Origin of the sequence: Sabulicella flocculans (assembly GCF_045449635.1) — a bacterium.
Lineage (GTDB): Bacteria > Pseudomonadota > Alphaproteobacteria > Acetobacterales > Acetobacteraceae > Roseococcus.
In genome coordinates this window covers 66,970-86,355 of sequence record NZ_JBJJBR010000010.1, presented here as the reverse complement: position 1 = coordinate 86,355, position 19,386 = coordinate 66,970, and the positions used below count along the sequence as shown (strand labels likewise).

The following is a 19,386-nucleotide window of genomic DNA, read 5'->3' as shown; positions in this document are numbered from 1 at the left end:
TCCGTCGTGGTTGCCGCCGGCGGCCTCGTCGCGCCGCCTGCGGCCATCCTGGCCTGGAAGGGGTTAACGGAACCTTGTGCGGCGGCGCCTGCCCGCCCCCGGCAGGGTTTGCCGCCGCTGGGCCGCTTCCGCCCGGCCATCCCGCCCCGCCCCCTGGCACGGCGGTTGCACCAGCCCCTGCGGACACCCCGCAGCCGGAGCCGCCGCATGGACAACCCGGGCTACATCATCCTTTCCCGCCTGTCGGCGCAGCAGCGCGCCTCGCAGTACACCGCGCAGAACCTGGCCAATGCCGACACCCCGGGCTACCGCGCCGTGCGCCCCGTCTTCGCCCACCACCTGGACCGTGACGCCCGCGGCCTGGCCGAGCGCGACATCCACTTCTCCTGGGACCGCGCCTCCTGGCGGGACTCGGCGCCGGGCTCCATCCAGGCCACCGGCAACCCGCTGGACGTGGCGCTGCACGGCGAGGGCTGGTTCAGCGTCGAGACGCCGCGCGGCGAGCGCTTCACCCGCGCCGGCCGCTTCACCATCGGCGCCGACGGCCGCCTGAGCGACAACGAGGGGAACGCCGTGCTGGGCACCGAGGGCCGGCCCATCGCCGTCAGCCCCGCCGACACCCGCATCGAGATCCTGGGCGACGGCACGGTGCGCTCGGAGAACGGGGTGCTGGGGCGGCTGCGCGTCGTGCGCTTCGCGAACGAGCAGGCCCTGCGCGCCGAGGGCGACCGCCTGTTCGACGCCGCCGGCCAGGCGCCGGAGGAGGTGGCGCGCCCCGCCGTGCTCCAGGGCTCGCTGGAGGGCTCCAACGTCCAGGCGGTGATGGAGATGACCCGCATGATGGAGGAACTGCGCGAGTTCCAGATGGCCACCCAGTTCGTGGAGCGCGAGGGCGAGCGGCAGCAGGCCGCCATCGACCGCCTGCTGCGCCGCCGCTCGTAAAGGACACCGCCCATGCGCTCCCTGCACATCGCCGCCACCGGGATGCTGGCCCAGCAGACCAACGTCGAGGTCATCTCCAACAACCTCGCGAACATGAACACCACCGGCTACAAGCGCCGGCGGGCCGAGTTCCAGGACCTCATCTACCAGAACCTCCGCCGCGTCGGCTCGCAGAGCGCCGACACCGGCTCGGTGCTGCCCTCCGGCGCGCAGGTGGGGCTGGGCGTGCGGACCAGCGCCATCTACCGCATCGGCGAGCAGGGCAACCTCCAGCAGACGGAGAACAAGTTCGACCTCGCCATCCGCGGCAACGGCTTCTTCCAGGTGCAGCTGCCTTCCGGCGAGGTCGCCTACACCCGCGACGGCACCTTCGCGCTGAGCCCCGAGGGCGTGATCGTCACCGCCGAGGGCTTCGTGGTGCAGCCTGGCATCACCATCCCGGCGGCGGCGCGCGACGTCACCATCAACGCCTCGGGCGAGGTGCTGGCGACCATCGACGGGCAGGCGGCGCCGCAGAACGTGGGCCAGCTGCAGACCGCCATCTTCGCCAACGAGGGCGGGCTGGAGGCGGCGGGCGACAACCTGTTCCGCGCCACCGGCGCCTCGGGCCAGCCGCAGGCCGCTGCCCCCGGCCAGCCCGGCCACGGCACGCTGATGCAGGGCTTCATCGAGACCTCCAACGTCAATGTGGTGCAGGAGATCACCTCGCTGATCACCGCCCAGCGCGCCTACGAGATGAACTCGCGCGTCATCACCGCGAGCGACGAGATGCTCAACACGCTGTCGAGGCTGCGCTGATGCGCCGGCGCGCGCTGCTGGCGCTGCTGCTGCCCGCCCCCGCGCTGGCGCAAGGGGCGCCGCCGGCCCTGCTGCGCCCCACCGTGCTGCTGGAGGGCGAGGCGCTGCGGCTGGAGGACTTGTGGGACCATGCGGGCCCGCGCGGCGGCACCGTGCTGGCCGCCGCCCCCCTGCCCGGCCGCCGCATGATCCTGGAAACGCCCAACCTGGTGAACCTGGCCCGGCAATACGGCGTGAACTGGCGCCCGATGACCGGCAGCGAGCGCGTGGTGATCGAGCGGCCGGGCCGCGCCATCCCGCGCGCCGAGGTGGAGGCGCTGCTGCGCGAGGAGCTGCACCGCCTGGGCCTGGACGCCGACAGCGAGGTGGAACTGCCCGGCTTCGTGGCGCCGCTGGTGCCCGCCGCCGCCATGTTCCAGCTGGCGGTGGAAGGCGCGGTGCTGGAGCAGCCGGGGCTGCGCTTCGCCGCCACCCTGGCGGTGATGGCCGAGGGCATGCCCACCCAGCGCCTGCGCATCGCCGGCCGCGCCGCGCCCACCGTGCCGGTGGTGGTCGCCACCCGCCGGCTGGCGCTGGGCGAGGTGGTGGGCCCCGCCGACGCCCGCGCCGTGCGCCTGCGCGCCGAGCGCGTGCGCCCCGGCATGGCCGAGCGGCTGGACCAGGTGGTCGGCCAGGAGGTCCGCCGCCCGCTGGCGGCCGAGCAGGGCTTCCCGCTGGTGGACCTCGGCCCGCCCTCGGTGGTGCTGAAGAACGCGCTGGTGACCCTGCTGCTCGACGCGCCGGGGCTGCAGCTCGCGGTGCAGGGCCGCGCGCTGGAGGCCGCGGCGCGCGGCGCCGCCGTGCCGGTGATGAACCTATCCTCGCGCAACGTGGTGGAGGGCATCGCCATCGGCCCCAACCGCGTGCGCGTCGCCATGGGCGCGCAGCCGCGCCAGGGAAGCTGAACCATGCGCCTCGCCATCCTCCTCCTGCCCCTCGCGCTGGTGGCCTGCGGCCAGGCGGAGCGCCTGTCGCGGCTCGGCCGCGCGCCGGAGATGTCGCCGGTGGCGGACCCGACGCGCGACCCGTCCTGGCGCCCCGTCTCCATGCCCATGCCGGCGCCGCAGGAGCCGCCGCTGCTGGACAACTCGCTGTGGCGGCCCGGCAGCCGCACCTTCCTGCGCGACCAGCGCGCAGCGCAGGTGGGGGACCTCATCACCATCCTGGTCGGCATCAGCGACGACGCGCAGCTGCAGAACCGCACCCAGCGCTCGCGCAACGGCGCCGACACGGTCGGCGTGCCCAACCTGCTGGGGCTGGAGACGCAGGCCAACCGCCTGCTGCCGCGCGGTGCCAACCCGTCCAGCCTCGTCAGCACCTCCGGCACCGGCACCAGCGACGGCAACGGCCAAGTGCGCCGCACCGAGACGGTGAACCTGCGCCTGGCCGCGACGATCACCCAGGTGCTGCCCAACGGCAACATGGTGGTGCAGGGGCGCCAGGAAGTGCGGGTGAACGCCGAGCTGCGCGAGCTGGACGTGCGCGGCGTGGTGCGCCCGCAGGACATCGGCAGCGACAACACGGTGCGCCACGACCGGCTGGCGGAGGCGCGCATCTCGTACGGCGGGCGCGGCGCGCTGAGCGACATCCAGCAGCCCCGCCTGGGGCAGCAACTCATCGACATCCTGTCACCCTTCTGACATCGCATGAATCCGGATGGACAGGCTGGTTGGGCAGTGCCAGGACCGCGCCTCGATGACCCGGCCAGCCAACCCTCACGCCCTGGAAGCCCTGCGCGCGGTGGCGGAAGCGCTGGACGCGCAGGGCGTGGCGCTGTGCCTGCTGGGGCCCGACGACCGCACCCTGCTGTGGAACCGCAGCTTCCTGGCCTTCTTCCCCGAGCATGACGGCCACGTCCACGCGGGCGAGCCCTATGCCGAGAACCTGCGCCGCTTCTACGCCGCGCGCCTGGGCGAGACGGACGCCGCGACGGTGGAGCAGTGCATCGCCGAGGGCATCCAGCGCCACCGCACCCAGGCGCAGCCCTTCGCCTTCGAGCACCACGGGCGCTGGCTGCGCGTGGCGTCCCTTCCCGTGCCGGGGCTGGGGCGCCTGCGGGTCTGGTGCGCCCTGCCCGCGGCGCCGGCCGAGGGCGATGGCGAGGCGCGCCCGCCCGAGCCGGCCGGCGACGGCTGGGCCCTGAGCGACCCGGCCGGGCGCATCAACCGCGCCAATGCGGGGCTGGCGCAGCTCTTCGCGCTGCCCTCGGCCGGCGCGGCGCAGGGGCTGACGCTGGACGCGCTGCTGCGCCACGCCTGGCATGGCGGCGACGCCGCGGCGCTGGAGCGCGTGCGCCTGACCCTGGCGGAAGGCGAGCGCTTCATCGGCGTGCCCTTCGAGCTGGAGCTGCCCGGGGGGCGCTGGCTGCGCGTGCTGCAGCAGCGCACCGCCGATGGCGGCGCCGTCTCCTCCTTCGCCGACATCACCGTGCCCAAGCGCATGCAGGCCGAGCTGGCCGCCGCGCGCGAGGCGGCGGAGGCGGCCAGCCGCGCCAAGGACTCGCTGCTGGCGACGGTGAGCCACGAGCTGCGCACGCCGCTGAACGCCCTGCAGGGCCTGCTGGGCTACCTGGAGGAGGACGGGCTGGGCGCCGAGGCGCGCCGCCGCCTGGCCCTGGCGCGCGAGGCCGCGGGGGGCATGCTGGCGCTGGTGGAGGACATTCTGCGCTTCTCCGAGCAGGAGGTGCGCGGCGTGGCGCTGGAGGAGGCGCCGACCGACCTGCACGCCCTGGTGGAGGGGGTGCGGGAGCTGATGGCCCCGCGCGCGGCGGCGCAGGGCCTCTCCCTGCGGACCCACGTGGCGCACGACCTGCCGCCGGCCCTTTGGCTCGATGGGACGCGGCTGCGGCAGGTGCTGCTGAACCTGGTCGGCAACGCGCTGAAGTTCACCGCCCGCGGCGGCGTCTTCGTCACCGCCGCGCGGCAGGGCGGGGCGCTGGTGGTGGAGGTGGAGGACACCGGCGCCGGCATCGCGCCCGAGGCGCTGTCGCGCATCTTCGAGCCCTTCGCCCAGGCCGACCCCGCCGATGGCCGCCGGCATGGCGGCTGCGGGCTGGGGCTGGCGATCAGCCGCGGCATCCTGCAGGCCATGGGGGGCAGCATCGGGGCGGAAAGCTGGCCGGGCCAGGGCAGCCGTTTCATCATTCGCCTGCCCTGCCGGCAGGCCGGCCCGCCGCCCCGCCCCGCCGCCGCCAGCCCGGCGCGGCTGGATGGGCTGCGCGTGCTGGTGGTGGACGACCAGCCGCTGAACCGCGAGGTCGCGCGCCTGCACCTGGCGGCCCTGGGCGCCGAGGTCTCCACTGCGGCCGGCGGGGACGCCGCCATCGGCGCCGGCGCGGCGCAGGACGTGGTGCTGATGGACCTGGACATGCCGGGGCTGGACGGCTTCGCCGCCGCCCGCGCCCTGCGCGGGGCGGGCGGCGGCCTCTGCATCCTGGCGCTGACCGCCCATGCGGAGGGAGGCTACCGCGCCCGCGCCGCCGCGGCGGGGCTGGACGGCTTCATCACCAAGCCGGTGACGGCGGCGCAGCTCTCCGCCGGCATCCTGGGCGCGCTGCTGGACACCGAGGTGGCCGCCCCGCTGCGGGCCGCCATGGACGGGGCCGGCTGGGCGGCGCTGCTGGAGGAGCTGGGCCGCACCGCCGACGAGGCGCTGGACGAGCTGGCGGCCGGTGGCCCGCCCCTGGCGGCGGCGCACCGGCTGAAGGGCGTGGCCTGGAACCTGGGCGCCCGCCGCCTGGGCGACCGCGCGGCGACGCTGGAAGCCGCGCCGCCGGAGGAAGTGGCGGCCGCGCTGCCGGCGCTGCGGCGCCTGGCGGCGGCGTCGCGCGCAGCGCTGGCCTGCCTCCCGGGCGCGCCCGGGAGCGACGCCGGCGCCACTGCGGTCCTTCGCCTGCCCGCCACGGCCGGGGCGTGACGCCGCGCCCCGGGACGGCCACCTAGGCGGCCAGCGGCGCCACCTTGGCGCGGGCGTCGAAGCGCGCCAGGCGGGCCAGCAGGTACTCCACCTCCGCCTTCGCCTGGGGCGAGAGGGCGGGGCCCGGCCGGCGCTGCGCCGGCGAGGCCAGCACGCCGCGGCGCGCCAGCACGTATTTCCGCACCGACAGCCCCACGCCGGGCTGCAGCTCGTAGCGCATCAGCGGCAGGTGGGCGTCGAACAGGTCGTGCGCGCGGTCGCGCTCGCCGGCGGCGGACAGCTTCACCAGCTCGGCCAGCATGTCGGGGAAGGCGTAGCCGGTCATGGCGCCGTCGGCGCCGCGCTCCATCTCGAAGTCCAGGAACACGCCGCCATTGCCGCACAGGATGGAGATGGGCCGCAGCGAGCCGTCGGCCTGGAAGCCGCGCAGGGCGCTGATCTTCTCCAGCCCCGGCCAGTCCTCGTGCTTCAGCATCACGCAGGACGGGTTCTCGCTGATGATGCGGCGGATCACGCCGGGCGTCATCTGCACCTGGAACAGCTGCGGGTAGTCCTGCAGCACCCAGGGGATGTCCTCGCCGATGGCCTCGATGGCCTGGCGGAAGTAGCCCACGGTGGCGTCGTCGGTGCGCAGGGCCGGCGGCGGGGCGATCATCACCCCGGCGGCGCCGGCCTCCATCACGCCGTGCGCCAGGGTGCGCATGGCGGCGAAGCCCGGCGCGGTGACGCCGACGATGACCGGCTTGCCGCCGGCGCGGCGGATGATGCGCTTGCTGATGGCCAGCGCCTCCTCGGCGTCCAGCTTCGGCGCCTCGCCCATCACGCCCAGGATGGTCATGCCGTCGGCGCCGGCCTCGCCCAGGAAGAAGTCGGTCATGCGGTCGGTGGAGGCGTCGTCGATGCGCCCGTCCTCGTGGAAGGGGGTGGGCGCGATGACGAAGACGCCCCTGGCGGTGTGGTCGAGCGGCATGGACGGTCCCTCCGGCGGATTGCGGTCGCCCCACGCCTAGGATAACCCGGGCCGCCCCGCCAGAGGGGGCCGTTGAGGACCCGCACCGTGACCCAGCTGTTTTCCGGCATCCCCGCCGCGCCGCTCGACCCCATCATGGCGCTGAACGACGCCTTCGCCGCCGATGCCCGCCCGGGCAAGCTGAACCTGGTGGTCGGCGTCTACTCCGACGGCGCCGGCAAGGTGCCCCGCCTGCGCGCCGTGCAGCAGGCCGAGGCCGCCTGGCTGGGCAAGGCGCTGCCCAAGACCTACCGCCCCATCGAGGGCACGAAGCCCTACCGCGACGCGGTGCAGGCGCTGCTGTTCGGCGCGCCCTTGCCCCGCGCCACCACCTTGCAGGCGCTGGGCGGCACCGGCGCGCTGCGCGTGGGCGCCGAGGTGCTGAAGGCGCTGCGCCCGGACGCCGCCGTCGCGGTCTCCACCCCTTCCTGGGAGAACCACAAGGCGCTGTTCGCCCAGGCCGGCTTCGCGGTGGTGGACTACCCCTATTTCGACGCCGCCACCGGCGGGGTGGACTTCGCCGGCATGGCGGCGGCGCTGGAGGCCCTGCCGGAAGGCAGCGTGGTGGTGCTGCACGGCTGCTGCCACAACCCCACGGGCGCCGACCTCTCGCCCGAGCAGTGGCGGTCGGTGGTGGCGCTGTGCGGCCGGCGCGGCCTGGTGCCCTTCCTGGACGTGGCCTACCAGGGCTTCGGCGCCGGGCTGGAGGAGGACGCGCTGGCCGTGCGCCTGTTCGCGGAATCCGGGCAGGAGTTCCTGGTCGCCTCCTCCTTCTCCAAGTCCTTCTCGCTGTACGGGGAGCGCGTGGGCGCCATCACCTTCGCCGCGGGCAGCGAGGGCGACGCGGCGAAGGTGCACGCGCTGGCCAAGCGGCTGGTGCGGGTGAACTACTCCAACCCGCCCACCCACGGCGCCGCCCTGGTGGAGACGGTGCTGACCACCCCCGCCCTGCGCGCGGAGTGGGAGGCCGAGCTGGGGGAGATGCGCCAGCGCATCCAGCAGATGCGCGTGCGCATGGCCGACAGCCTGCAGCAGCGCCACCCCGGGCGCGGCTTCGACGCCATCAAGCGGCAGCGCGGCATGTTCTCCTACTCCGGCATCACCCCGGCCGAGGCGCAGGCGATGCGCGCGCGGCACGGCGTCTACGCGCTGGATACCGGGCGCATCTGCGTCGCCGCGCTGAACGAGGGCAACATCGGCACGGCGCTGGACGCGGTCAGCGCGGCGCTGGAGGGCTGACCGACTCCAGGTGCCGGGCGGCCGCCGCCCGCATCTCCGCCAGCTTCGCCGGCGCCATCCTGCCCAGCGTGGCCAGCGGCATGGCCATGCGCGGGTTGGCGGCGAAGCGCTCGGCGTGGCGGGCGATGAAGTCCCAGTACAGGAAGTTGAACGGGCAGGCGCCCTCGCCCGCGCTGCGCTTCACGTCGAAGCGGCAATGGCGGCAATGGTCGCTCATGCGGTTGATGTAGGCGCCCGACGCCGCATAGGGCTTGGAGGCCATGACGCCGCCATCGGCGTGCAGCACCATGCCCGAGACGTTGGGCAGCTCCACCCACTCATAGGCGTCCACGTAGATTGCCAGGTACCATTCGTTCACCTGGGCAGGGTCCAGCCCGGCCAGCAGCGCGTAGTTGCCCGTCACCATCAGGCGCTGGATGTGGTGGGCGTAGCCGTGCTCCAGCGTCTGGCCGATGGCGGCGTCCATGCAGCGCATGCCGCTGCCGCCCTCCCAGTAGAAGTCGGGCAGCGGGCGCCTGGCCTCCAGCGCGTTCATGTCGCGATAGGCCGGCATCCGCGCCCAGTAGAGGCCGCGCACGTATTCCCGCCAGCCCAGCACCTGGCGGATGAACCCCTCGGCCGCGTTCAACGGCACCTGGCCGGCGCGCCACGCCGCCTCCGCCGCCGCGCACGCCTCGCCGGGCAGCAGCAGCCCGCAATTCATCGAGGAGGACAGCAGGGAGTGCCACAGGAAGGGCTCGCCCTCGGCCATGGCGTCCTGGTGGTCGCCGAACAGGGGCAGGCGGTGCGCGACGAAGTCCGCCAGCGCCGCGCGCGCCTCCTGCGCGGTGACGGGCCAGCGGAAGCTGTCCAGCCCGCCATAGGCGCCGCCGAACTCGCGCGCCACCAGCGCCATCACCTCGCGGGTGATGGCGTCGGGTGCGAAGAAGGGCGGCGTGGGCGGCTGCGCGCCCTTCGGCAGCGGCTTGCGGTTCTCCCGGTCGTAGTTCCATTCGCCGCCGGCCGGCTCGTCGCCTTCCATCAGCAGCCCGGTGCGGCGGCGCATGTCGCGGTAGAAGAACTCCATCCGCAGCTGCTTCCTGCCGTGCGCCCAGCGGAAGAACTCCGGCAGCGGGCACAGGAAGCGCGTGTCCTCGCGCACCTCCACCGGGATGCCGTGCTCCTCCTCCCAGCGGCGCGCCATCTCCAGCACGCGCCATTCGCCGGGCTGCGTCAGCACGAGGCGCGCGGGGCGGTGCCGCGCCACGGCGCGCGCCACCTCGCCGCCGAAGGAATGGGTGTTGGCGGGGTCGTCCAGCCGCACGTAGTCCACCCTGACGCCGCGCGCCGCCAAGGCGCGGGCGAAGTGGCGCATGGCGGACAGGATGAGGGCGATCTTCTGCCGGTGGTGCGGCACGTAGGTGCCTTCCTCGCGCACCTCCATCATCAAGACCACGTCGCGCGCCGGGTCCAGGTCCTCCAGCGCCGAAAGCGTGCGCGAGCACTGGTCTCCCAGCACCAGGCGCAGCGTGGTCATGCGGGGGCGTAGCTCACCGTGCTGCCGTCGTCGCCCACCGTGGAGAAGCCAATCCAGTTGCCGTCGCGGGCGAACAGGCACTCGGCCTCCACCTCGCCCGAGCAGCCGATGGCGAAGCCCTCCGCGGTGGTGCGGCGGCGCCAGCGCAGCTCCATCAGCCGGCCGGTGGTGGTGCCGAAGATGGGCACGGCGCCGCCCAGCCGCGTGGCATCCCACCAGGACAGCGGCGCGGCGTTGGGCGGCAGGCGCAGCGGCCCCTCGGGGCCTTCCACCAGCACCGCCTCCGGCGTGGCGCGGGCGCGCACCTCCGACACGGTGCCGTTGCGGTTCAGCCGGCTGTCCACCGAGCGGAAGCGCCAGCCCTCCGTCACCTCCTCGTAGCGGTGCTGGAAGCGGTAGACCACCACGCCCAGCACGCGCGGCACCACCTGCACGTCGCTCAGCGTCACGCGCTCCCGCCCGCGCTGGGTCACGCGCACGTCATGGGTGCCGATCTCGGTGCCGTTGCGCACCACCTTGAAGCGCCAGCCGCCTTGCGCGGCGGATTGCGCGCGCGCCAGCCCCGGCAGCAAGGGGAGCAGGGCGAGGGTGCGGCGGCCGATCATCACCCCCCTTTAGCGCGCAGGGAGGAGCGGCCGCCATCCACCGCCATCACCTGCCCGGTGATCCAGCCCGCCGCGGGCGAGAGCAGGAAATCCGCCAGCGCCGCCGAATCCTCCGCCTCGCCCAGGCGGTTCACCGGGTGGGTCCTGGCGATGGCCTCCGCCATGGCGGCGTTGCGGGTCAGCGGCTCCGCGATGCCGGTGCGGGTCAGGCTGGGGGCGATGCAGTTCACCCGCACCTGCGGCGCCAGCTCGGCCGCCAGCGCGACGGTCATGCCCTCCACCGCCGCCTTGGCCATGGAGATCGCCAGGTGGCCGCCGAAGCCGGTGCGCGCGGCGACGCTGCTGAACAGCACCACGCTGCCCCGCCCCTCGACCAGGGCCGGCAGCGCGGCCTGCACCGCCTTCGCCGCCGCCAGGGCGTTCAGGCGGAAGGCGTCCAGCATCTCCGCCTCCGTGGTGCGGGCGGCGGGCTTGACCAGGATGGAGCCGACGCAGAAGGCCAGCCCGGCCAGCGGGCCGGGCGGCAGGGCCGGCAGCGCCAGCACGTCGCCCTGCACCGCCTCGCTGCCCGGCAGCTCCGTCGCCAGGGCGGCCAGCTTCGCGGCGTCGCGCGCCAGCAGCACGGGGGTGGCGCCGCGCGCGTGGACGCGGCGCGCCAGGGCGGCGCCGATGCCGCCGGTGGCGCCCAGGAGGAGGATGCGTTCGCTCATGCGCGCGACATGGCGGCGCCGGCCGGGGCGACAAGGGCGCGCGGCCGGGGTTATGATGGCCGACGATGCGCCAGCTCCTGCTGCTCCGCCACGCCAAGTCCTCCTGGGACGAGGCCACGCTGTCCGACCATGCGCGCCCGCTGAACGCGCGCGGCCGCCGCGCCGCCGCCGCCATGGGCGAGCGCCTGCGCGAGCTGGGGCTGGTGCCCGACATCGTGCTCGTCTCCTCCGCCCGCCGCACGCTGCAGACGCTGGAGGGGCTGCAGCCGCTGGAAGGCCCGCCGGTGGTGCACGTGCTGGACGCGCTCTACCTCGCGCCCTGGGGGACCATGCTGGAAGGGCTGCGCAAGGTGCCCGACACCGCGCGCTCCGTGCTGGTGCTGGCGCACAACCCGGGCCTGCACGACCTGGCGATGGCGCTGGTCGGCCCCGGCGCGGTGGGCTCCCCGGCGGCGCAGCGCCTGGCCGAGGGCTACCCGACCGGCGCGCTGGCCGAGTTCTCCGTCGCGGCGCGCTGGCAGGACCTCGCCGAGGGCGGCGGGCGGCTGCTGCGCTTCCTGTGCCCGCGCGACCTGCCGGAACTGGCGGCCTGAGCATGGAGCTGGTCCTCGCGCCCCCCGCGCGGCGGCCGGCCCACCCGCTGCTGGACGCGCTGCCGCGCCCGGCGCGGGAGACGCTGGCCTGGTTCCCCGCCCCGGACGGCCGCGTGGTGGAGCGCCGGCGCGGCGCGTGCCGCCTGCTGGACCCGCTGGGCGGCGACGCCCTGCCCTGCCCCGCCCCGCCCCCCGGCACCGCGCCGCTGGCGCGGTTCGCCGGCCGGCGCTGGGCCATGGGCGCCGGCGTCGCCTGGATCGAGGGCCGGCTGCTGGCCGGCGCCGAGTCCCGCCGCGTCGCCCGGCTGGTGGTGGAGGACCCGGCGCTGGCCGCCGCCCTGGCGGCCGACCTGCCGCTGCTGCCGGCCGCCGTTCCCCTGGCCGAGGAAGCCCTGGCCCTGGCCGAGTCGCGCCCGCCGCGCGCCGCCGCCGGGCCGCCCACGCTGCGCCCGGGCGCGGCGGCGGAGGCCACCCTGGCCGCGGCCACGCGCCACCTGCTGGCGGTGCTGCTGGCGGAGTCGGCGCGGGTTTCGCCCGATGACCCGCGCGGCGTGCACCAGTCCCGCGTGGCGCTGCGCCGGCTGCGTTCCCTGGTGAAGATGTTCCGGCCGGCCGGCGAGGGCTGGTCCGAATGGAACCAGGCGCTCGGCGCGCTGGCGCGGAGCCTGGGCGAGGCGCGCGACTGGGACGTGTTCACCGGCGGCATCGCCGCCGGCACGCTGGCGGCGCTGAACGGCGACGCGCGGCTGCGGCGCCTGGCCCGCGCGGCGGAGGCCGAGCGCCGCGCCGCCTATGCGCGGCTGGCGGCGGAGCTGGCCGGGCCGGGCTTCCGCGCCCTGGTGTTCGAGGGGCTGCGCCTGGCCGCCCTGCCGCCGCCGGGCGATGGCACGCCCCTGGCGCCGCTGGCGGCACGGCTGCTGCGCCGCCGCTGGAAGCGCCTGAAGCGCGCCGGGGCCGTCATCGAGGACCTGCCGGCCGAGGCGCTGCACGAGATGCGGCTGGACGCCAAGCGCCTGCGCTACGCCGCCGAGCCCTTCGCCGCCCTGTGGCCGGGCAAGCGCGGCCGCCGCTTCCTCCGTCGGCTGGCGGCGCTGCAGGAGGCGCTGGGCCTGGCCAACGACGCCGAGGTGGCCAAGGACCTGGCCGCCCGCCTGGCCGGGCGGGGCGCGGGCGGCTTCGCCATCGGCACCGTCACCGGCTTCGCCGCCGGCCGCGCCGAGGGATCGCGCCTCGCCGCCATCGCGGCGTGGCGGGAGTTGGCGCGCACGCCGCGATTCTGGCACGGCGAGCCCGAGTCGTGACACCCGGTCATCTCCGGGTTGTGCGGGCGCGTCCGGCGCGTTAACCCTCCCGGCATGCGTCAGCGCCGCATCTTCCGACCCGCCCGCCGCCCGGTGAGCCGTGCCTTCCTCGGCGGCACGCTGGCCCTGGCCGGCGCCCTGCTGGTGGCGCTGGGCCTGCCCTCCGACCTCATGGGTTCCGCGCCGCGCACCGCCGACTGGCGCGCCGGCGCGAGCGAGATCCGCGTGGTGGACGGCGACACCCTGCGCCTGGGCGAGCGCACGCTGCGCCTGCTGGGCGTGGACGCGCCGGAGCGCGGCCAGAGCTGCACCGACGCGCAGGGCCGCCTGTATGATTGCGGCACCGCCGCCGCCGCCGAGCTGGCGCGCCTGGTGGGCGACCGCGGGGTGGAATGCCGCATCCATGGCCGCGACCGGTTCGGCCGCGCCCTGGGCGTCTGCGCCGCCAACGGCGTCGAGCTGAACGCCTCCCTGGTGAATGGCGGCTGGGCGCTGGCCACCGGCGACGCGCTGCCGGCGCTGGTGCCGCTGGAAGGCGCGGCGCGCCTGGCGCAGCGCGGCCTCTGGGCCGGGGGCTTCGAGCCGCCGGCGCACTGGCGCCGCTGACCCGCCGCCGCCCCCGCGGGGGCGATGGACAAGCCCCCCCGGAAGCTTATCTTGCGCCGCACAAGGGCGTCCGGGCGACCGGGCGCCGCGCCACGCCCCAAGGAAGGTCGCCCATGAGCCAAGCATCCTCCATCACCATCTCGTTGGACGGCAGCAACAAGACCGCTGCCATGCCGCTGCTCTCGGGCACGCTGGGGCCGCAGGTGGCGGACATCCGCAAGCTCTACGGCCAGCTCGGCATCTTCACCTACGACCCCGGCTATGGCGAGACCGCGAGCTGCGAGAGCAAGATCACCTACATCGACGGCGACGAGGGCGTGCTGCTGTACCGCGGCTACCCGATCGAGCAGCTGGCGGAGAACAGCGACTTCATCGAGGTCTGCTACCTGCTGATGTACGGGGAGCTGCCGAACCAGGACCAGCTGGCGAAGTTCCGCGCCGGCGTGACGCGCCACACCATGGTGCACGAGCAGATCCGCAACTTCTTCAACGGCTTCCGCCGCGACGCGCACCCGATGGCCATCATGTGCGGCGTGGTCGGCGCCCTGGCCGCCTTCTACCACGACAACCTCGACATCAACGACGCCCACCAGCGCGAGATCGCGGCCTACCGCCTGATCGCCAAGGTGCCGACCATCGCGGCCATGGCCTACAAGTACGCGCTGGGCCAGCCCTTCGTGTACCCGCGCAACGACCTGAGCTACGCCGCGAACTTCCTGCACATGCTCAACGCCGTGCCGGCGGAGGAATACAAGGTCTCGCCCGTGCTGGAGCGCGCGATGGACCGCATCCTGGTCCTGCACGCCGACCACGAGCAGAACGCCTCCACCTCCACCGTGCGCCTCGCCGGCTCGACCGGCGCCAACCCCTTCGCCTGCATCGCGGCGGGCATCGCGGCGCTGTGGGGCCCCGCGCATGGCGGCGCCAACGAGGCGGTGCTGAAGATGCTGGGCGAGATCGGCACGCCGGAGAAGATCCCGGCCTTCATCGAGCAGGTGAAGGACAAGAACTCCAACGTGAAGCTCATGGGCTTCGGCCACCGGGTCTACAAGAACTTCGACCCGCGCGCGAAGATCATGAAGGAGACCTGCCACGAGGTGCTTGGCGAGCTGGGCATCAAGGACGAGCCGCTGCTCGACATGGCGATGGAGATGGAGCGCATCGCGCTGACGGACGACTACTTCGTCTCGCGCAAGCTGTACCCGAACGTGGATTTCTATTCGGGCATCATCCTCAAGGCGATGGGCATCCCCACCAGCATGTTCACGGTGATCTTCGCCGTGGCGCGCACGGTGGGCTGGGTGTCGCAGTGGAAGGAGATGATCGAGGACCCGTCCCAGCGCATCGGCCGGCCGCGGCAGATCTACACCGGCGCGGCGGTGCGCGACTACGTGGACGTCGCCCGCCGCTGAGGCCGGGCATCCCGGGGGGGCCGGCGGCCCCCCGGACGCGCGCTCAGTGCCCCTGGTCGGGCGCGGGCGCGCTGTTGAGCTGGATGTAGCGCTCGATCCCGATCTGCTCGATCAGGGTGAACTGGGCGTGCAGGTAGTCCTCGTGCTTCTCCTCGTCGGCGAGGATGCGCAGCAGCAGGTCGCGCGAGACGTAGTCGCGCACCTGCTCGCAGTGGGCGATGCCCTCGCGCAGGTCGGCCAGCGCCTTGACCTCCAGCTTCTGGTCGCACTCCAGGACCTCGCGCACGTTCTGGCCGATCAGCACGGGGTTGAGGCGCTGCACGTTGGGCAGCCCGTCGAGGTAGAGGATGCGGCGGATCAGGTCGTCCGCGTGCTTCATCTCCTCGATGCTTTCCTCGTACTCGTGCTTGCCCAGCAGGGTCACGCCCCAGTGGTTCAGCATGCGGGCATGGAGGAAGTACTGGTTGATCGCCGTCAGCTCGTTGGTGAGCTGGGTGTTCAGGTGCTCGACGACCTTGGGGTCCTTGACGGCCATGCCTTCGCCTCCGAAGCGGTCACGCCGCCCGGCGGGACGGCTCCTCGCGGATGATGGACAGGATCGTCGCCGTGCAGCAACCGCACTGGGCGGATTTCCCGCAGGCGCAGTAGACGTCCTTGGGGCGGGAGGCGCCGCCGGCGACGGCGCCCCGCACCTGGCCCTCGGTCAGGGCGTTGCAGAGGCAGACGATCATCGCCGCGGCCCCGCCGACCTCAGCGCCAGCCCGCGCGCTGCATCACCCGCAGCGCCTCGGGCGCGTTGGCCAGCAGCTTCGCGCCGTCCGGCACCTCGGCCTTGAAGGCGCCCAGGCCGGACAGGAAGGGATGCGTCTCGGCCTCCGTCGCGGCAGGGTATTCCATGTTGCCCAGGGCGAAGATGCGCTGCGCCTCCGGCGTTGTAAGGAATTCCAGGAAGCGGCGGGCGTTGTCGGCGTTCGGCGCCGTGCGCACCATGGCCGCGCCGGAGATGTTGACGTGCGTGCCGCGGTCGCCCTGGTTGGGGAAGACCACGCCGACGCGCTGCGCCAGCTCGCGGTCCTCGGCGCGCTGGGAGATGGCCATCAGCCCCAGGTAGTAGGTGTTGGCGACGGCGATGCGGCCCTGCCCGGCCAGCATGGCGCGGATCTGGTCGGTGTCGCCGCCGGCCGGCGGGCGGGCCAGGTTGGCGGCGATGCCGCGCGCCCAGGCTTCCGTCGCCGCCTCGCCATTGGCTGCCAGGAAGGCCGCCGCCAGCGCCACGTTGTAGCCATTGCCGGAGGAGCGGACGAGCAGCTGCCCGCGGAAGCGCTCATGCGCCAGGTCCTCGTAGCGCGCCAGGCCCTCGGGGGCGCCGCGCGCCTTGTCGAACATCACCACGCGGGCGCGGCGGGACACGGCGAACCACTGCCCCTGCGGCCCCACCAGCTCGGCCGGGATGCGCGCGGCGATGGCGGGCGAGGCGACAGGCTGGGTCAGCCCCATCTCCGCCGCGCGGGCGAGGCGGGAGGCGTCCACGGTGAGAATGACGTCGGCCGGCGAATTGGCGCCCTCGGCGCGGATGCGCTCCAGCAGCTGGTCGGCATTGGCCTCGATCAGCCGGACGCGGATGCCGCTCTGCTGGGCGAAGGCGTCGTACAGGGTGCGGTCGCTGTCGTAGTGGCGGGAGGAGTAGAGGTTCACCAGCCGCTCCTGCGCGCGCAACAGGCGGGGGGCGGACAGGGTGGCCGGCAGGGCGGCGAGCAGCGAACGGCGAAGCATGGGCGGGGTCTCCCGGCGTGGTGGCCGGGGTATGGCGCAACTGCGAGGCGTTCGCAAGTCTAATTGCGAATGTTTCTCATGTCATGTCGGGGTGGGAATGGTGGCCACCAGGGTTTCCAGCCGGTCGGCCTCGGCGGCCGGCTTGTCGCGCCGGATGCGGGCGATGCGCGGGAAGCGCAGCGCAACGCCGGATTTGTGGCGGGAGGAGAGCTGCGCGGCGTCGAAGGCGACCTCCAGCACCAGCTGCTTCTCCACTTCCCGGACGGGTCCGAAGCGGGCAGTGGTGTGGTTGCGGATCCAGCGGTCCAGCCAGGTCAGCTCCTCGTCGGTGTAGCCGGAATAGGCCTTGCCGATCGGCACCAGCTCATCGCCGCGCCACAGGCCGAAGGTGTAGTCGCTGTAGAAGGAGCTGCGCTTGCCGTGGCCGCGCTGGGCGTACATCAGCACCGCGTCCACCGTCAGCGGGTCGCGCTTCCACTTCCACCACTGGCCCTTCACCCGCCCGGCCACGTAGGCGCTGTCGGCGCGCTTCACCATCAGCCCCTCGATGGAGGCGGCGCGGGTGCCGTCGCGGATGCGCGCCAGCTCCTCCATGGTGGCGAAGGGGATGAGGGGGGACAGGTCCATCAGCGCCGGCTGCTCCCGCGCGAACCAGGCCTCCAGCCGTTCGCGTCGGGCGTCGAAGGGCAAGGGGCGCAGGTCCTCCGTGCCGTCGAACAGGATGTCGTAGAGGCGCACCATGACCGGGTGCTGCTGCTGCAGCTTCGTCCCCGGCGCCTTGCGGTTCAGGCGCTGCTGCAGGTCGCTGAACGGCGCCACCTCGCCCTCGCGCACCACCAGCAGCTCGCCATCCAGCACGGCGTGGAAGGTCAGCGCCGGCGCGATGTCGGGGAAGGAGGCGCTGATGTCCTCGCCCGAGCGCGACCACAGCCGCGCGCCGCCGGGGCCCGACGTCACCTGCACGCGGATGCCGTCCCATTTCCATTCGGCGCGCCAGTCGGGCGCGTGGAGCTGGGCGAAGTCCTTGTCCTCCAGCGGGTGGGCCAGCATCAGCGGGCGGAACACCGGGGCGTCGCGCGGATCCGGCCGCGGCGCCTTGCCTTCCAGCCAGCGGAACAGCGGCAGGTAGGGCGGGGCGACGCCGTGCCACACCTCCTCCACCTCGCCCACATCCACCCCGGCCCAGTCGGCCAGCGCCACCTTTGCCAGCCGGCCGGAGGCGCCGACGCGCAGCCCACCGGTCACCAGCTTGATCAGCGCGAAGCGGGCGGAGGAATCCAGCACGTCCAGCCAGCCGGCGATCAGCGCCGGCAGCTCGGCCTTGGGGGTGAGTTCGAGCAGTTCCACCACCTCCGACAGGTCGGGCGGCGGGCGGTTGGCGCCGGGGGCCTCGGGCCAGATCAGCGCCACCGTCTCGGCGAAGTCGCCGACGTAGTCGTGGGAGAGCGCCAGCAGGGTGGGGTCGGTGCGGGCGGCCACCAGGTCGCGCACCAGGGCAGGCTTCGCGGCCTTGAGCACCAGTTCGCCGGCCAGGGCCGCCAGGCCGACGCCGCGGTCGGGGTCGGGGGCGGTGGCGAACCAGTCGCGCAGCAGGCGCAGCTTGCCGTTGCGCGAGGGCGTGTAGACCAGGGCTTCCAGCAATTCGGCGAAGGCGGTGACGCTCACTGTTTTTGCCCTCAGGCGCCGGGCGCCGGCATCCGCCGGCTTGGCTTCGCCGCGCCACGGGCGCACCAGGCCGGAAACGCAGCTGGGCGGCGGGGCGCGCCTTGCGCGCCCGGGCCTGCGGGCACGGGCGTCATTCCTCGCCCCCCGGCTCGTCCTCGATCTCCTCGTCGCCCAGGCCGACCAGGTGCAGCGCCCGGCCGCGCTGGCCGCGCTGCGCCAGGGCGTGGATCAGCGCCTCCTCGCGACCATGGGTGATCCAGATCTCGGGGGCCTGGACCTCGGCGCAGGTGGCCAGCAGTTCCGGCCAGTCGGCGTGGTCGCTGATGACCATGGGCAGTTCCACCCCGCCCTGGCGGGCGCGCTGGCGCACGCGCATCCAGCCGCTCGCCAGGCAGGGCACCGGCTCGGTCAGGCGGCGCGCCCAGCGGTCCTGGATCGCGGAGGGCGGGGCCATGACGATGCTGCCGACGAAGCGCGCCTTGTCCTTCACCGTCGCATTCTCCAGCGGGCCGAGCGGCACGCCGAGCTCCTCGTACAGCCGGCACAGCTTCACCAGCGCGCCGTGCAGCGGGATTGGCCGGTCCCATCCGGCTTGGCGCAGCAGCGCAATCAGGCGCTGCGCCTTGCCCAGCGCGTAGCAGCCGATGACGTGGGTGCGCTCGGGGAACAGCGCCACGGATTTCAGCAGCCGCGCGATCTCGCCCAGCGGCTCGGGGTGGCGGAACACCGGCAGGGCGAAGGTGGCCTCGGTGACGAAGACGTCGCAGGGCACCGGCTCGAAGGGGGCGCAGGTGGGGTCCAGGCTGCGCTTGTAGTCGCCGCTGACCACGGCGCGCGAGCCGCGCCAGTCCATCACCACCTGGGCCGAGCCCAGCACGTGCCCGGCCGGGCGCAGCGTCACCTTCACGCCGTTCAGGCTCACCGTCTCGCCGTAGCGCAGCGCCTGCTGGCTGTCGCCGGCGCGGCCCTCGCCCATGCGGGCGCGCATGATGGCCAACGTCTCCTCCGTCGCCAGCACGGCGCCCATGCCGGGGCGGGCGTGGTCGCTGTGGCCATGGGTGACGATGGCGCGCGGCACCGGCAGGCGGGGGTCGATGAAGAAGTCGCCGGGCTCGCACCACAGCCCCTCGGGGCGCACGCGCAGCCAGGTTTCGGGATGGGGGGATGCCATCATGTCACTGCTTGAATGCGCCTTTGCCGCCCGCGGTTCCGCGGATCATCGCGGGACTGATTTCACCGCCCGATGTTTCACAACGGGCAGGT

The 19,386-nt window shown here is 74.2% G+C and carries 19 protein-coding genes; 10 read left to right on the top strand and 9 right to left on the bottom strand.

The window, feature by feature from the left end:
- Positions 1-207 precede the first annotated feature (207 nt).
- From flgF to ACI6QG_RS11450, 5 genes are read left to right on the top strand one after another with little or no spacing between them, the layout of a single operon-like run.
- Positions 208-942, top strand: coding sequence for a flagellar basal-body rod protein FlgF (gene flgF / locus ACI6QG_RS11470; RefSeq protein WP_407024693.1), 735 nt, complete (start codon positions 208-210; stop codon positions 940-942).
- 12 nt (positions 943-954) lie between these two features.
- The gene (gene flgG / locus ACI6QG_RS11465) at positions 955-1,740 is read left to right on the top strand and encodes a flagellar basal-body rod protein FlgG (RefSeq protein WP_407024692.1); all 786 of its coding nucleotides are present in this window, start codon (positions 955-957) and stop codon (positions 1,738-1,740) included.
- Positions 1,740-2,684 carry a flagellar basal body P-ring formation chaperone FlgA gene (gene flgA, locus ACI6QG_RS11460; RefSeq protein ID WP_407024691.1) on the top strand — a complete coding sequence of 315 codons (945 nt, stop codon included), beginning with the start codon at positions 1,740-1,742 and terminating at the stop codon, positions 2,682-2,684. The genes flgG and flgA overlap by 1 nt, the downstream gene beginning before the upstream one ends.
- Positions 2,685-2,687: 3 nt before the next feature.
- Positions 2,688-3,419 carry a flagellar basal body L-ring protein FlgH gene (gene flgH, locus ACI6QG_RS11455; RefSeq protein ID WP_407024690.1) on the top strand — a complete coding sequence of 244 codons (732 nt, stop codon included), beginning with the start codon at positions 2,688-2,690 and terminating at the stop codon, positions 3,417-3,419.
- 16 nt (positions 3,420-3,435) lie between these two features.
- On the top strand, positions 3,436-5,694 hold the full coding sequence (locus ACI6QG_RS11450; protein WP_407024689.1) for a hybrid sensor histidine kinase/response regulator: 2,259 nt from the start codon (positions 3,436-3,438) through the stop codon (positions 5,692-5,694).
- A 22-nt stretch (positions 5,695-5,716) separates the two neighbouring features.
- On the opposite strand, the gene ACI6QG_RS11445 is transcribed toward ACI6QG_RS11450, so the two are convergent.
- Positions 5,717-6,664 carry a dihydrodipicolinate synthase family protein gene (locus ACI6QG_RS11445; RefSeq protein ID WP_407024688.1) on the bottom strand — a complete coding sequence of 316 codons (948 nt, stop codon included), beginning with the start codon at positions 6,662-6,664 and terminating at the stop codon, positions 5,717-5,719.
- 87 nt (positions 6,665-6,751) lie between these two features.
- Between ACI6QG_RS11445 and ACI6QG_RS11440 the strand changes: the two genes are divergently transcribed.
- Positions 6,752-7,942: an amino acid aminotransferase gene (locus tag ACI6QG_RS11440; protein WP_407024687.1), complete on the top strand. Its 1,191-nt coding sequence runs from the start codon at positions 6,752-6,754 to the stop codon at positions 7,940-7,942.
- On the opposite strand, the gene ACI6QG_RS11435 is transcribed toward ACI6QG_RS11440, so the two are convergent.
- Genes ACI6QG_RS11435 through ACI6QG_RS11425 form a run of 3 tightly spaced genes read right to left on the bottom strand, consistent with a single transcriptional unit; the run spans position 7,920 to position 10,773 of the window.
- Positions 7,920-9,458 (bottom strand): cryptochrome/photolyase family protein, encoded by a 1,539-nt coding sequence (locus ACI6QG_RS11435; RefSeq protein WP_407024686.1) that lies wholly within the window; start codon positions 9,456-9,458, stop codon positions 7,920-7,922. The two genes, ACI6QG_RS11440 and ACI6QG_RS11435, sit on opposite strands and share 23 nt — an antisense overlap.
- Entirely contained in the window at positions 9,455-10,063 is a 609-nt protein-coding gene (locus ACI6QG_RS11430) for a DUF6134 family protein (protein WP_407024685.1), read from the bottom strand. The genes ACI6QG_RS11435 and ACI6QG_RS11430 overlap by 4 nt, the downstream gene beginning before the upstream one ends.
- A complete protein-coding gene (locus ACI6QG_RS11425) occupies positions 10,063-10,773 on the bottom strand; it encodes an SDR family NAD(P)-dependent oxidoreductase (RefSeq protein ID WP_407024684.1) in 711 nt (236 codons plus the stop codon). Before ACI6QG_RS11425 ends, ACI6QG_RS11430 begins: the two co-directional genes overlap by 1 nt.
- A gap of 65 nt (positions 10,774-10,838) precedes the next feature.
- Between ACI6QG_RS11425 and ACI6QG_RS11420 the strand changes: the two genes are divergently transcribed.
- From ACI6QG_RS11420 to gltA, 4 genes are all read left to right on the top strand, one after another.
- Entirely contained in the window at positions 10,839-11,366 is a 528-nt protein-coding gene (locus ACI6QG_RS11420) for a SixA phosphatase family protein (RefSeq protein WP_407024683.1), read from the top strand.
- Positions 11,367-11,368: 2 nt separating this feature from the next.
- Positions 11,369-12,667 carry a CHAD domain-containing protein gene (locus tag ACI6QG_RS11415; RefSeq protein WP_407024682.1) on the top strand — a complete coding sequence of 433 codons (1,299 nt, stop codon included), beginning with the start codon at positions 11,369-11,371 and terminating at the stop codon, positions 12,665-12,667.
- Positions 12,668-12,721: 54 nt separating this feature from the next.
- Positions 12,722-13,273, top strand: a complete 552-nt coding sequence (locus ACI6QG_RS11410) for a thermonuclease family protein (RefSeq protein ID WP_407024681.1) — start codon at positions 12,722-12,724, stop codon at positions 13,271-13,273.
- A gap of 113 nt (positions 13,274-13,386) precedes the next feature.
- Positions 13,387-14,685, top strand: coding sequence for a citrate synthase (gene gltA / locus ACI6QG_RS11405; RefSeq protein WP_407024680.1), 1,299 nt, complete (start codon positions 13,387-13,389; stop codon positions 14,683-14,685).
- A 43-nt stretch (positions 14,686-14,728) separates the two neighbouring features.
- Here gltA and bfr read toward each other — a convergent pair whose 3' ends face one another.
- The 5 genes from bfr to ACI6QG_RS11380 all read right to left on the bottom strand — a co-directional run bounded on the left by bfr (position 14,729) and on the right by ACI6QG_RS11380 (position 19,294).
- A complete protein-coding gene (bfr, locus tag ACI6QG_RS11400) occupies positions 14,729-15,220 on the bottom strand; it encodes a bacterioferritin (RefSeq protein ID WP_407024679.1) in 492 nt (163 codons plus the stop codon).
- Between the two features lie 19 nt (positions 15,221-15,239).
- Positions 15,240-15,416 (bottom strand): (2Fe-2S)-binding protein, encoded by a 177-nt coding sequence (locus tag ACI6QG_RS11395; protein ID WP_407024678.1) that lies wholly within the window; start codon positions 15,414-15,416, stop codon positions 15,240-15,242.
- 19 nt (positions 15,417-15,435) lie between these two features.
- On the bottom strand, positions 15,436-16,458 hold the full coding sequence (locus ACI6QG_RS11390) for an extracellular solute-binding protein (RefSeq protein WP_407024677.1): 1,023 nt from the start codon (positions 16,456-16,458) through the stop codon (positions 15,436-15,438).
- An 81-nt stretch (positions 16,459-16,539) separates the two neighbouring features.
- A complete protein-coding gene (locus ACI6QG_RS11385; RefSeq protein ID WP_407024676.1) occupies positions 16,540-18,123 on the bottom strand; it encodes a cisplatin damage response ATP-dependent DNA ligase in 1,584 nt (527 codons plus the stop codon).
- A 130-nt stretch (positions 18,124-18,253) separates the two neighbouring features.
- Positions 18,254-19,294 (bottom strand): ligase-associated DNA damage response exonuclease, encoded by a 1,041-nt coding sequence (locus ACI6QG_RS11380; RefSeq protein ID WP_407024675.1) that lies wholly within the window; start codon positions 19,292-19,294, stop codon positions 18,254-18,256.
- Between the last annotated feature and the right edge of the window lie 92 nt (positions 19,295-19,386).

Excerpts from the sequence above, each read along its gene's own strand:
- ACI6QG_RS11445 (WP_407024688.1), bottom strand. The coding sequence starts at position 6,664 with ATGCCGCTCGACCACACCGCCAGGGGCGTCTTCGTCATCGCGCCCACC.
- ACI6QG_RS11435 (WP_407024686.1), bottom strand. The coding sequence starts at position 9,458 with ATGACCACGCTGCGCCTGGTGCTGGGAGACCAGTGCTCGCGCACGCTT.
- bfr (WP_407024679.1), bottom strand. The coding sequence starts at position 15,220 with ATGGCCGTCAAGGACCCCAAGGTCGTCGAGCACCTGAACACCCAGCTC.
- ACI6QG_RS11415 (WP_407024682.1), top strand. The coding sequence starts at position 11,369 with ATGGAGCTGGTCCTCGCGCCCCCCGCGCGGCGGCCGGCCCACCCGCTG.
- flgF (WP_407024693.1), top strand. The coding sequence starts at position 208 with ATGGACAACCCGGGCTACATCATCCTTTCCCGCCTGTCGGCGCAGCAG.
- gltA (WP_407024680.1), top strand. The coding sequence starts at position 13,387 with ATGAGCCAAGCATCCTCCATCACCATCTCGTTGGACGGCAGCAACAAG.
- ACI6QG_RS11425 (WP_407024684.1), bottom strand. The coding sequence starts at position 10,773 with ATGAGCGAACGCATCCTCCTCCTGGGCGCCACCGGCGGCATCGGCGCC.
- flgH (WP_407024690.1), top strand. The coding sequence starts at position 2,688 with ATGCGCCTCGCCATCCTCCTCCTGCCCCTCGCGCTGGTGGCCTGCGGC.
- ACI6QG_RS11395 (WP_407024678.1), bottom strand. The coding sequence starts at position 15,416 with ATGATCGTCTGCCTCTGCAACGCCCTGACCGAGGGCCAGGTGCGGGGC.
- ACI6QG_RS11410 (WP_407024681.1), top strand. The coding sequence starts at position 12,722 with ATGCGTCAGCGCCGCATCTTCCGACCCGCCCGCCGCCCGGTGAGCCGT.
- ACI6QG_RS11450 (WP_407024689.1), top strand. The coding sequence starts at position 3,436 with ATGGACAGGCTGGTTGGGCAGTGCCAGGACCGCGCCTCGATGACCCGG.
- ACI6QG_RS11390 (WP_407024677.1), bottom strand. The coding sequence starts at position 16,458 with ATGCTTCGCCGTTCGCTGCTCGCCGCCCTGCCGGCCACCCTGTCCGCC.
- ACI6QG_RS11380 (WP_407024675.1), bottom strand. The coding sequence starts at position 19,294 with ATGGCATCCCCCCATCCCGAAACCTGGCTGCGCGTGCGCCCCGAGGGG.
- flgA (WP_407024691.1), top strand. The coding sequence starts at position 1,740 with ATGCGCCGGCGCGCGCTGCTGGCGCTGCTGCTGCCCGCCCCCGCGCTG.
- flgG (WP_407024692.1), top strand. The coding sequence starts at position 955 with ATGCGCTCCCTGCACATCGCCGCCACCGGGATGCTGGCCCAGCAGACC.
- ACI6QG_RS11420 (WP_407024683.1), top strand. The coding sequence starts at position 10,839 with ATGCGCCAGCTCCTGCTGCTCCGCCACGCCAAGTCCTCCTGGGACGAG.
- ACI6QG_RS11430 (WP_407024685.1), bottom strand. The coding sequence starts at position 10,063 with ATGATCGGCCGCCGCACCCTCGCCCTGCTCCCCTTGCTGCCGGGGCTG.